Annotated in this window: 8 protein-coding genes; 4 read left to right on the top strand and 4 right to left on the bottom strand. The window is 67.5% G+C overall.

Features of this window, described 5'->3' with window-relative positions; translation table 11 throughout:
* Window positions 1-308: 308 nt before the first annotated feature.
* Window positions 309-2159, bottom strand: a complete 1851-nt coding sequence (gene leuA, locus ACWDUA_RS11905) for a 2-isopropylmalate synthase (protein WP_449751210.1) — start codon at window positions 2157-2159, stop codon at window positions 309-311.
* A 377-nt stretch (window positions 2160-2536) separates the two neighbouring features.
* Here leuA and ACWDUA_RS11910 point away from each other — a divergent pair, with 377 nt between their 5' ends.
* Complete coding sequence (locus tag ACWDUA_RS11910) at window positions 2537-2944, top strand: hypothetical protein (RefSeq protein ID WP_449751211.1); 408 nt, start codon at window positions 2537-2539, stop codon at window positions 2942-2944.
* Between the two features lie 13 nt (window positions 2945-2957).
* Here the strand turns inward: ACWDUA_RS11910 and ACWDUA_RS11915 are convergent, their stop codons facing one another.
* The 3 genes from ACWDUA_RS11915 to ACWDUA_RS11925 are packed head-to-tail and all read right to left on the bottom strand — an operon-like array spanning window position 2958 to window position 7068.
* A complete protein-coding gene (locus ACWDUA_RS11915; protein ID WP_449751212.1) occupies window positions 2958-4244 on the bottom strand; it encodes a hypothetical protein in 1287 nt (428 codons plus the stop codon).
* Window positions 4244-5623 (bottom strand): condensation domain-containing protein, encoded by a 1380-nt coding sequence (locus ACWDUA_RS11920; RefSeq protein WP_449751213.1) that lies wholly within the window; start codon window positions 5621-5623, stop codon window positions 4244-4246. Before ACWDUA_RS11920 ends, ACWDUA_RS11915 begins: the two co-directional genes overlap by 1 nt.
* Entirely contained in the window at window positions 5620-7068 is a 1449-nt protein-coding gene (locus ACWDUA_RS11925; RefSeq protein ID WP_449751214.1) for a condensation domain-containing protein, read from the bottom strand. The genes ACWDUA_RS11920 and ACWDUA_RS11925 overlap by 4 nt, the downstream gene beginning before the upstream one ends.
* 709 nt (window positions 7069-7777) lie before the next feature.
* On the opposite strand from ACWDUA_RS11925, the gene ACWDUA_RS11930 reads away from it, so the two are divergent.
* Genes ACWDUA_RS11930 through ACWDUA_RS11940 form a run of 3 tightly spaced genes read left to right on the top strand, consistent with a single transcriptional unit; the run spans window position 7778 to window position 11431 of the window.
* Complete coding sequence (locus ACWDUA_RS11930) at window positions 7778-8731, top strand: glycosyltransferase family 2 protein (protein ID WP_449751215.1); 954 nt, start codon at window positions 7778-7780, stop codon at window positions 8729-8731.
* Between the two features lie 10 nt (window positions 8732-8741).
* A complete protein-coding gene (locus ACWDUA_RS11935; RefSeq protein WP_449751216.1) occupies window positions 8742-10109 on the top strand; it encodes a hypothetical protein in 1368 nt (455 codons plus the stop codon).
* Entirely contained in the window at window positions 10106-11431 is a 1326-nt protein-coding gene (locus ACWDUA_RS11940; RefSeq protein ID WP_449751217.1) for a glycosyltransferase, read from the top strand. Before ACWDUA_RS11935 ends, ACWDUA_RS11940 begins: the two co-directional genes overlap by 4 nt.
* The last annotated feature ends 337 nt before the right edge of the window (window positions 11432-11768 follow it).

The following is an 11768-nucleotide window of genomic DNA, read 5'->3' on the forward strand; positions in this document are numbered from 1 at the left end:
GACGTCGCCGCCTGGCGTCTCGGTCCCGGGTCAACCATCGAGTGGTGGTTGCGGGCGTTGTTGTCTTGCTGGGTTTCGACTCGGGTCCTCGCGCTTCGCGCTCGGTCCCGGGTCAACCATCGAGTGGTGGTTGGCTGTTGGTGGTTGAGCCGGTGAGGAGCGGAGCGACGAGACGTGTCGAAACCTCCGCCGGCCGACGACGCGAGGCGACGACCCCGGTATGCCAGAGAACAGAAGGACCGGACACCGCGAGGATCGCCCGCTGTGCCCGGCCCAGGTCTGTTGTGGTCTCGGTGTGTCGTGGCTGCTTACGGAGCCCAGGTGCGCGGTGCGGCGTCGGCGGTATCCGGTGCTGCGGTGGTGACCCGATGTGCCCGGTTGACCGCGGATACGACGGCCCGCAGCGACGCGGTGGTGATCGACGATGCGACACCCACACCCCACACGGTCTCGCCGTTGACCTCGGCCTCGACGTACGACGCGGCATTGGCGTCGCCGCCGGCGGTCATCGCGTGCTCGCTGTAGTCCAGTACCCGGACGTCGAAACCGACGGTGCCCAGGGCGTCGACGAACGCGGCCAGCGGTCCGTTGCCCGACCCGGAGATCTCCTTCTCCGCACCGTCGACCTTGACCACCGCGGTGATGTGGTCGTCGCCGCCGTCGGTCTCCGAGGCGTCGACCTTCTGGCGCATGCGCTCCAGCGGCAGGATCGGGTGCAGGTACTCGTCGGCGAAGACGTCCCACATCTCCTTGGGCGAGACCTCCCCGCCCTCACCGTCGGTCAGCTTCTGGATCTCGCGGCTGAACTCGATCTGCAGGCGCCGCGGCAGATTCATGCCGTGGTCGGTCTTCATGATGTAGGCGACGCCACCCTTGCCGGACTGGCTGTTGACCCGGATGACGGCCTCGTAGTTGCGGCCCACATCCTTCGGGTCGATCGGCAGATACGGTACGGCCCAGGTGATGTCGTCGATGTCGGCGTCGGCGGCATCGGCGTCGAACTTCATCTGGTCCAGGCCCTTGTTGATCGCGTCCTGGTGGCTGCCGGAGAACGCGGTGTAGACCAGGTCGCCGCCGTACGGGTGACGCTCGGGCACGTTCAGCTGGTTGCAGTACTCGACGGTGCGACGGATCTCGTCGATGTCGGAGAAGCTGATCTGCGGGTCGACACCGCGGCTGAACATGTTCATGCCCAGGGTCACCAGGCACACGTTGCCGGTGCGTTCACCGTTGCCGAACAGGCAGCCCTCGATGCGGTCGGCGCCGGCCTGGTAGCCCAGTTCGGCTGCGGCGACGGCGGTTCCGCGATCGTTGTGCGGGTGCAGGCTCAGGATGATCGAGTCACGGCGGGCCAGATTGCGGCTCATCCACTCGATCGAGTCGGCGTACACATTGGGGGTGGCCATCTCCACCGTCGCCGGCAGGTTGATGATCATCGGCTTGTCCGGGGTGGGAGCGATGATCTCGGTGACCGCGTCACACACCTCCTTGGCGTAGCTCAGCTCGGTGCCCGTGTAGGACTCCGGCGAGTACTCGTAACGCCAGTTGGTGTCGGGGAACTTCTTCTCTTCCTCCAGCACCTTGTGGGCGGCATGCGTGGCGATCTCGGTGATCTTGTCCTTGTCCGCGCGGAAGACCACGCGCCGCTGCAGGACCGACGTGGAGTTGTAGAAGTGCACGATCACGTTGGACGCACCCTGGCATGCCTCGAAGGTGCGCTCGATCAGTTCGTCACGGCACTGCGTCAGGACCTGGATGGTCACATCTTCGGGGATCGCGCCGTCGTCGATGATCTCGCGGACGAAGTCGAAGTCGGTCTGGCTCGCCGACGGGAAACCGACCTCGATCTCCTTGTAGCCCATCCGCACCAGCAGCTCGAACATGCGCCGCTTGCGAGCCGGGCTCATCGGGTCGATCAATGCCTGGTTGCCGTCACGCAGGTCGACGGCGCACCACAGGGGTGCGTGCGTGATGACGGTGTCGGGCCAGGTGCGGTCAGGGACCGATACCTTCTCCACCTCGTCGGCGAAGGGGCGGTAGCGATGGACGGGCATCGCCGAATTGCGCTGGGGGTTCCACACGGGCTGGCCGGCCGGGATGGGGCCGGCGGGCTCGACGATGCGGCTCGCGCCCGAGGTGAAGCTGTCTGCTGGTGCCATTGGTCAATCTCCGAGATCGTGAAAAAAGGGGGAAGATGACCGGCGCATGATAGGGCCCCGCGACGGAGGGCCGGTCGTTCAGACCCCGCCGCGGCAACCGAGAAGGAGCGCGCGCTGCATGCGTTTGACCCTACTCCTCGCGTTACGGCCAGATCAAATGGCCCCTTTACCGTGGCGTCGTACCCGGCCACACCCCGGGGTCGGCCGGGATTGTCGGATTGGTCGACAATATGCCACTGACCTGCCAAAACTGCCAGGAAATCGGCAGGATCGGCACTGCCGAACCCGCGGTCGACGGGCCTAGCGTGGAAGTGTGACCGTCCCCCGATCGGACGAAGACCACGAGGTCTGCGCGGGGTGGCGGGCAGGAGGAGATCATGTCCACATTCAGCCGTACCCTGGTCCGGCGATGGGCGTCGGTGCTCACCGGAACAGTAGTCGCCGCAGTCGGGATCGGGCTCGCCGCGGGCGCGGCGAGCGCCGATGCGGGACCGTCCACGCCGATGGCGGGCACAAACTGCGTCGTCGCACAGGGCGAGCGCGCGCTGCAGGCGCAGGCCCCCGACATCTACGCGCACATCGAGCAGTACCCGACGTCGGCGCAGAGCCTCGAGAACGTCCTCGCGTTGAGCCCGGCAGACCGCGCCGCCGACCTGGCGATCGCGCACCCGTACAACCATGCCGGAAAGATGAAGTTCCTTGGAGTGTCCGGGTGGACACACGCCGAACGCCATGCCGCGAAGGCGGCGATCGAACAGGCAGCGGCCAGCTGTGGCGCCTACTGACCGCCGCGGGGCGTCACGACGCGCGGACCCTCATGTCGACGACGGCGCCGCCCGGCCGCAGTCGTCGGACCAGCCCGTCCAGGACTGCGCCGACCACGGTGTGGGCGGCCGGTCGCGCGGGATATCGCACGCGCAACTCCAGGCCCTGATGGCCGCGGGAGAACCACAGCTGTGCGGTATCGGTGGAGGTGACCGCCGAAATATGTTGTGCCCCAGGTAGTTCGGGACCCAACTTGCGGTAGTCGAGGTAGGAGACCATGAAGATGTCCTCCGAGGCGAACTGTGGTGCGCACTCGGCGAGCACCTGCTCGAGGGGGAGCGTCGACAACCCGGCCGCGTGCCGCAGCCATGCGTCGGCGGAGTCGGGGTTTCCGGCCTCGACCACCACCGGTGCGTTGGACACCATCCACCCGGCGGTGTTGTGCCAGCCGGACCCGGACCCGCCGCGGGTGTGGATCGGGATCAGCGTGGCCAACCGGTCGGGTCCGCCGGCGTCGGCGACCGACGCGGCGAGTTCGGCGAGGATCGTGGCGAACGGTCGCGAGCCCAGTGCGGTCTCCGCGGCGTCGGCGTCCAGAATGCGGATCACAGTGGTGTGCTGCGGATCCCGGCCGTCGCCGAGCGGAATCGGGAAGGTCGGCAGGGCGCCGTCGGTCTCGGTGAAGAAGTCCTGCCACACGCGCATCAGCTCGGCGCGACGCTCGGCGGTGTGCTCGGTCAGGATCGAACCGGCTCCGTCCTCGGCGCAGCAGCGCTCGGCGAAGTCCGCACCGGGACGCGCGGCGGCGTCCGGGTCGCCGTACAGCTCGGCCATCCGTCGCAGCACCAGGTCGATGGTGAGGGCGTCGGCGTGGGCGTGGTCGAAGGCGCACACGAGCGTGTCGCCCAACAACCCGAAGAACAGGCCCGGCACCCGTCCGGCATGGCAGCGCTCGTTGATCAGCGACGTCACGAAGCTGTGCCACACCCGGCCCACGAGGCGTGGACGCACCGACATCTGATCGGATTCGAAGACATCCTGACGCGGGTGATCGCCCACCGTGAACCGTGCGCGAAGTGCGTCGTGCTCACCGAGGAGCTGCTCGACGGCCTTGGCTACCTTGGTGGGATCGGCTGCCGCACCAGGCAATTCGACGGTCCCGGCCAACCATGCGCCACGTCCGAGCTGCTGTGCGCGCAGGTGATTGCCCTGGTTGAACGCGACCGGTAGATCCCGTCGCGGGGGTTCACCGGTCCACGACACCACCAGTTCGGTCAGCTGTCCGGACAGGTCGATGACATCCATCGCGGTCACATGCATCAGGCAACCTCACTCTCGAGTGTCACGGCCGCGGCGATGATGTCGCGCACCGTGGCGAAGAACCGGGTGACCGACTCCTGTGCCACCGGATTCCCCGGGTACTGGGTACCGATCCGCAGTCCGTCGGCGGTCCGCCACGCCCACATCGATGCGTTGCGGGTGCGGCCCTCGCCGGTGAACACCACCAGGTCACGGGTGTTCGGTGCGGTCGGGAACCATCGGAAGTCGAGCAGGTTGACCATCTGGGGGCTGACCACCACCGACGGGTCGATCACGCCCTGCACCAACAGGATTCCCAACGCGGCGTGCACCGGGTCGGCAGATGCGCGCTTCATGGCCTCCACCGCCGGTCCGGCCTGCTCGAGGACCTCGACGAAGTCGGTCGACGGGACCGGGAAACCGAGCGGCGCGAAGTTGACATACCAGCCCTGCGATGCCATGTGCTCACCGGAGCGACTGCTGAGAACCGTTGCGGTGGCGTACCATTCGCGATCGTCGAGGAGGCGACCCGCAATGGCCAGGGCCGTGTGGAGTACGCCGGTGAGTCCGGTCCCGTGCTGCTTGGCGAGGGCCACCAGCCGGTCGGTACCGGCGGCGTCGGCCAGCTCGGCCTCGGCAAACCAGACCGGTTGTGGTTCATCGTTTTCCAGTCCGAGGGGGAGCGGGAACACCGGGATTCGGCCACCGGACCCGGTCAGCACGTGACGCCACTGCGTCACCGACTCCGAGTCCGGCGTGACCTGCGCCGCGCGAGCGTATTCGGCCGTGGTGTGGTCGATGTGGCTACCGTGCGTCGTCACCAGGGGCGACGAGGTGTCGCCGCGGTAACGGGCCAGGATCTCGACGAGTCCGAGGACCTGCGAGGCGCCGTCGCCGTAGGCGTGGTCGATGCCGAAGTACAGATCGAACGATCCGGGGCGACTGACCGCCCCGAACGCGCATCCGGGAAAGGCGTCGAAGACGGCCTCGGTGGGCAGACGCCGGTCGATGTGGGCGAGCGGGTCGGTGTCCTCCGACGGGGTGACCACCAGCGAGACGTCGCCGGTGTCGACGACGAAGCGGATGGGTTGACCATCGTCACCCATCCGGAACGACGACCGCATACCCTCATGGGCACCGAGGAACTCGGTGATGGCGACGGTCATCCGGTCGGTGTCGAGGCTTTCGTCGACGTGCACGGTACTGCAGGTGTAGCCGCGGTGTATCCGGCCGTCGGCGCGCTGGACGAGCACCGCGGATATGTGGTCGCGTTGCAGGAACGACGGGCCCACCGGGTGTGCGGGTGCCGCGGCGGCCGCCGCGAGGGTCGCCGCCGACGGCGACCACTCGAGGATGGTCCCGGGCTCCGGGGTCCAATCGTCGTCGTCGATCAGCCTCACAGCTGCTCCACCGCGTCGGGTGACCCGGCGGCTTCGGAGGTGTCGGTCAAGACGACGTCACCGGTGGTCGCGACATCGCGCAGCACCGCCGCGAACTCGCCGATCATGGCGTGGATCGAGGCCGCGGCGACCTCGTTGTTCGGGAAGCGCAGCGAGATGTTCATGCCCTCGGTGGTGCGGTTGACCCAGATGTAGACCTCGTCGTTGTCCGCGATCCGACTGCGCAGCGCACGGTCCCGGTCGGTCCAGGTGGCCGCGCCCGGGAGGAATCGTGCGTCGACGAACGACACCGCGAAGCGCGGGGTGTCGAGCATGCCGCCGAGTGCCGCGATCCGTGGATACGGCTGGTGGGTGAGTGCGGCGTGCCGGCGCACTCCTGCGTCCACCGAGGCGAGCGCGGCGGAGAACGAGGGGGCGTCACCCAGGGTGATCGTCGCCGGCACCAGACCCACGTACCAACCGGCTGCGGCGAACGACTCGGGCGTGGTGCGGGTGTGCATCGGCATCACGAAGCGGGTGTCGCGGTTTCCGGTCAGGCGGTGCAGTGCGGTGGTCAACGCGGTGAACGCGCCGGTGGACAGCGAGGCGCCGTGCCGCTTGCATGCCGCGTTGAAGGCGTTGGTCTCCTCCGCCGACAACAACCACAGCGACAGACTCGACTGCTGGGCCGCGACGGTGTCGGCCGGGACCGCCGGTTGGGTGGGCAGCGGGAACCGCGGCATCGCCGGGGCGTCGGAGCCGTCGTCCCAGAACTCCTGCCAGGGGCCCAACGCGGAGTGGTCGGCGTCGATCCCCAGACCGGCCTCGTGCTCGGTGACGCAGTAGTCGACGTAGGAGCCGCAGGGCGGCAGTTCGGGCGCACGGTTCTCGCCGAGTGCGCGGTAGAACTCGTTGATCTCGGTGATCAGGAGGAGCTGGCTGTAGGCGTCCATCACCGAATGGTCGGCGGCGAGCACGACGATGACGCCCTCTGCGGCCTCGAGCACCGCGTCGGGCTCGATGGTGACGGCCACCACGTGCGGCCAGTGCGCTGCGCTCAGGTCGCGCGCGAAGAAGTCCTCGATGTGGCCGCAGATGTCGCGACCCGGTTCCCGTCGGGCGGCGCGTGCGGTCACGGTGACCGCGTCCGGCGAGATCCCGAGGCGCTGGAGGCCCTGATCGGTGAGGCGGGCGGTGGTGCGGAACGCGTCGTGGCGGCCGATCCACAGCCGCAGGGCCTCGGCGAAGCGCTGGGGGTCGAAGGTGCCGGTCAGGCGGAAGGCGGTGCCGATCCAGGAACCCAGGGGGTCGACGTGGTCGGTGGTGAGCGCGTGTCCGAGGTGTGCCTCGTGGTTGGGTGACAGAGGTCGCTCATCCGGTTCCCATGCCCCGGATTCGACGGCCGGTATCCATTCGGTGAGGCGGCCGGTGGGCAGCGGATAGTCGGCGAGTTCGGTGTACTCCATGGCGATCCCCCTGGGGTGATGAGACAAACGGGTGGGCAGCGAGGACGGCTTGCACCGCGCGCTGACGCGTGTCGTCGGGGGTGTGGAAACCGGAGTACCAGCGTGTATTCCACGAACACCACCGCGCACCCGGTATGACTCCGAACACTCACGGAGCCGCCGAAATGCGGTTGTGTCGACACCGTCGGCGACGGTGCGCGACAGCTGTCCGGCGCCCCCCAGCCCCAACTCTGAAAGGCGTCGCGGAATAGACATTAACCCGAAAACGCCGATGATTTCCAGTTCAAACAATCGTGTATTTGCGACCTTGCCTGACGGAATCGTATGGGGCACAATCAATGCTCCGAAATTTCGCCGAGTTCGTTGACCAGCGGACGCCCCGGAGTTCGTGACGGTGGTCACCACCAGGGTGAACCGGATATGAATTCAGGCGAATCCTACTGTGAATTAAAGTTACAGAAACCCTGGCGAAACACGGCTTCACAGTTAGTTGCCAGTGATCGCATTGGATCGGATGATCAGCCGTCCGCCTTTTGCCCCGCTCACGAGGCTGTCCTAGACTCCGGATCGGGACAAGGCGGGGGATACGTCCCACATCGGACGGCGCGTTCGCGTTTTGCGATCGACAATTGTCGGTGTGGAGATGCAGCACCGTGATTGCCACACCCAACAAAGGGTTTTGCAAGAACGAATGTGGAGGACGAGAAAAGTGACCTCGAACACAGGGCCGGCGGACGATATCGGACCGCCCCTCGACGGGGGCGCCTCACGACCACGACTCTCCGTCGTCATCCCGGTCTACAACGAGCAGGACACGATCGGGGAGTGCCTCGGCCTGCTGATCAAACAGATCGAGCACATCGCCGAGATCGTCGTGGTGGACAACAACTCGACCGACCGCAGCCGCGCGATCGTCGACGACGCGATCAGCGGCTGCCCGGAGATCCGGCTGATCGAGGAGGCCCGGCAGGGACTCGTCTACGCCCGCAACGCCGGCCTCGACTCCGCCACCGGAGACCTCATCGCACGCATCGACGCCGACACCCGGGTCCCGGAGCGGTGGGCGCAGACCGTCGTCGAGTTCTTCGAGCACGACACGAACGGGGACTGGGCGGCCCTGTGCGGTCGCGGAGCCGCATACGGGTTGCCGTTCGAGGGCTGGACCAGCAAGTGGAAGGCGCGCCTGCGCCCGGTGTTCGATGCCCTCCCATCCCGGTCCACCGCCGCCGCTCCGGAGAACATCGCGGTCCGCGAGTCCCCGGTGCTCTACGGCTCCAACATGGTGGTCCGCCGCGCGACCTGGGCGGCCATCCGGGACACCGTCAGCATGCGCCGCGACGTGTTCGAGGACGTCGACATGGGGCTCTGCGTCCGGGACATCAATGGGCGCAATGCTTTTCTCTCCTCCATCACCGTCGGCGTCTCGCCGCGCCGGATGGAGACCGGGATGGTCGCCTTCATGGAGTACATGAGCTTCCTGCCCCGTACGCTGCTGCTGCACCGCCGCCGCGGCATGGCCGCAGCAGTCGTACTCGGCTATCTACCCCCGCTGTTCGTGGTGCACGGCGCACGTCTGGTCCTGATCCGGGCCTACGACCCGCAGACCGCGAGCTTCTCGATTCGCAACGTCTGGCGTCCGACGACGCAACGGTGCCTGCCGTGAGGAGAGCATGATGACGGCCGAAACGGCCACCACTGGTCGGTCCTCGTCGCCGGGGGCGGCCCCCCTGCGGGTGGCCGGCCCCGACGAGTCCTTTCTCCTCGCGGAGCAGCGCCTGGGCTTCCGCACCCCGATCCAGTATCTGTGGGTGCTCGACGACGATCCCGGCACGGATGCGGTGGAGGAGTTCGCCACCGTGCTCGGTGGTGGCCGGCTGAATCGTGCCATCGCGCGACGCCGAGTGCCCGGTGCCCGCGGGCGGTGGGTGCGCTCGAGCATCCCGCCACAGGTGCTGCACCTCGGCCGGATCGCCGACGACGCGATCGGTCCGTGGGCCGACGGCATCCTGCGCACCGCGGACCTGCACGCACCCGAGGGCCTGGCCTGGAAGCTGTGCACCGTCACCACCACGCGTGGGCGTCGCGTGGTGGTGTTGCTGATCTCGCATCTCGTCGCCGACGGTGAGGCCATCATGCGGGCCCTGACCGCGGCCGCCGACGGCCACCTCGACCCATTGCCCGACCCGGCCGTCGCGCGCGGCAGGCACGCGGTACGGGAGGATCTCGCCGACGCGGCGACCCAGCTGCGCGCGGCCGCGCGGTCACTGAAGCCGATCGTGCGGGAGATTCGTTCCACACGGCAGGCGACCCCGGGCACCACCCCGACCTTCGTACGTCCGTCGGTCACCTACGATCCCCTGCGGGTCGCACTGGTGACGGTCGATCTCGATGCCGCGGACTTTCACGACCTCGCCCGCCGGCACAACGGCACGGCCAACACACTGTTCACCGCAATCGTCTCCGGAATCGCACGTCGCGCAGGACATCCCGATTCTGAGGAACTGCGCGTCAGTGTCGCGGTCAGCAAGCGTGGCGGTCCAGAGGATCGTCGCGCCAACGCCTCCGGCGGGATCTGGCTACGACTGCGCGACGGTGAGGACGCCCCGTTCGATCTCGCCGAGATCCGCAACCAGAGCCGTGAGGCCTTCACCACCTACGCCGAGAGCGGCAACGACGTACCCGACGAGACGCTGTCGGTGGTGCGGTTGCTGCCGCGCAAGGTGCTCGGCGCACTGCTGCCGCTGGTGCCCGCACCCGATGTCAGCGTCTCCAATCTCGGGGTACTGGACGAGAAGGTACAGACGATCTGCGGTGTCCGCGCCTCGTCCTTCGTGCTACGGCTGATGGTGCAGGAACCCATCGGGGGTGCCCGGGCCGACATGCCCGGACCCGGTATGTCGGGCTGGATCGTGCAGTACGACGACCGGATCACGTTGTCGTTCGCCGGTTTTGCAACCGACCGCTTCGGCGACGACGACAGGCTCCGGGCACTGGTCGACGCGGAACTGGCCGCCTGGGAACTGAAACGTCGATTCTGGTGAGTACTGCGCACGTCGTCTTCCTGTTGTACGGCTCCCGGGGGGACATCCAGCCGGGGGTCTGTCTGGCCACCGAACTGCTGCGACGGGGACTTCGGGTGACCGCGGTGGTCCCGCCGAACCTCGTCGACTTCGTTGCCTCGGCAGGTGTGCCGACCGTGCATCCGGTGGGGCGCGACACCGACCGGCAATGGTCGTCGGATACCGCCCTCGATGCCCAGCGATCCCGAAATCCGTTGACCAAGGTGCGATTTGCGATCGACACCGTGATCGACGGCATCAGATCGTTCGACGACGGACTCATCCGGCTGTTCGTCGACGTCGACCAGACAACCGGAATGCCCCAGGTCCACGACGTCGACCGGCTGGTGGTCGCGCCGATCTGTCAGGCCCGCGGGATGGCGCTCGCCGATCGTCTCGGTGTCGAGCTGACGGTGTTGCGGTTCGCACCGATGTCGGCGAACCGCAACCATGGTCCGCTGGGACTCACCCATCGTCTGGGCCCGCAGGCCACCCTGGCCGCCTGGCGGGTCTACGACCGCGTTGTGTGGTCGTCGACCCGGCACGGCGAGAACAGGTTTCGGCGTCGACTCGGTCTTGCCTCGATGCATCAACCGTGCCCTGACCGGTTGGCGGCCCGGCGGATCGTACAGATCCAGGCGTACGACCCGGCGATCGTCCCGGGCCTCGGCGACGAGTGGGGAACCCTGAAGCCGATCATCGGCTTCCTCGACCTCGCCGCACGGGACCGGCAACACCTCGCCGAGGTGTCGGGGCATGACAGCGACCTGACGGCCTGGCTGGCCGGGGGGAGCGCGCCGGTCTACGTCGGATTCGGATCGATGCCGATCGCCGATCCGGACCGGATCGCCGAGATCTTCTACAGTGTCGCAGCTGAATTCGATCTCCGACTGATCCTCGCACTGGGTGGAAGTCCGGGCCCCGACCCGCAGCGTCCAGGCGTCTATCACGTCGGCGCGGTGGACCACTCGTGGCTGTTTCCGCGGTGCGCTGCGGTGGTCCACCACGGAGGTGCGGGCACGACCGCCGCAGTTCTCCGATCCGGGACACCCGGGGTGATCTACGCCTTCACTGCCGAGCAACCGTTTTGGGCCAACCGGATCTCTGCACTCGGGGTGGGGGTGGGGCGTCGGTTCTCCGCGCTGTGTCACAGCACCGTCCGCGACGACCTCCGAGGGGTGCGTACATCCGAAATACAGGACACTGCAAAGGAATTCGCCGCCCTAATGGTCACCCCACAGCGAGCGGTCGAGACTGCGGCCGAACTCGTCGAGGGACGATCGGTTCCCACGCCCGCCCGGTGACGGCGTAGCCCTCCGCACACCGCTACCGGCTCGCAGGTTCTTGCCGACGGTGTCGGGTCGCGGGCTCGGTCCCGGCTCGACCATCGATGGGGGAGTGTATTTTACGGTGGTTGAGCCGATGAGGAGCGGAGCGACGAGGCGTGTCGAAACCTCGGTGAGCCGGGTTCGGGTGGTGACCACCTCGGAGGTGGTTGCCGACATTGTCGTGTCGTGGGGTCTCGACTCGGGTCCTCGCCTTGGGGGCTCGGTCCCGGCTCGACCATCGATGGGGGAGTGTATTTTACGGTGGTTGAGCCGATGAGGAGCGGAGCGACGAGGCGTGTCGAAACCTCGGTGA

It is taken from the genome of Gordonia sp. NPDC003376 (genome assembly GCF_053589235.1).

Coding starts and splice junctions, on each gene's coding strand:
- leuA (WP_449751210.1), bottom strand. CDS start 2,159: ATGGCACCAGCAGACAGCTTCACCTCGGGCGCGAGCCGCATCGTCGAG.
- ACWDUA_RS11910 (WP_449751211.1), top strand. CDS start 2,537: ATGTCCACATTCAGCCGTACCCTGGTCCGGCGATGGGCGTCGGTGCTC.
- ACWDUA_RS11915 (WP_449751212.1), bottom strand. CDS start 4,244: ATGCATGTGACCGCGATGGATGTCATCGACCTGTCCGGACAGCTGACC.
- ACWDUA_RS11925 (WP_449751214.1), bottom strand. CDS start 7,068: ATGGAGTACACCGAACTCGCCGACTATCCGCTGCCCACCGGCCGCCTC.
- ACWDUA_RS11935 (WP_449751216.1), top strand. CDS start 8,742: ATGACGGCCGAAACGGCCACCACTGGTCGGTCCTCGTCGCCGGGGGCG.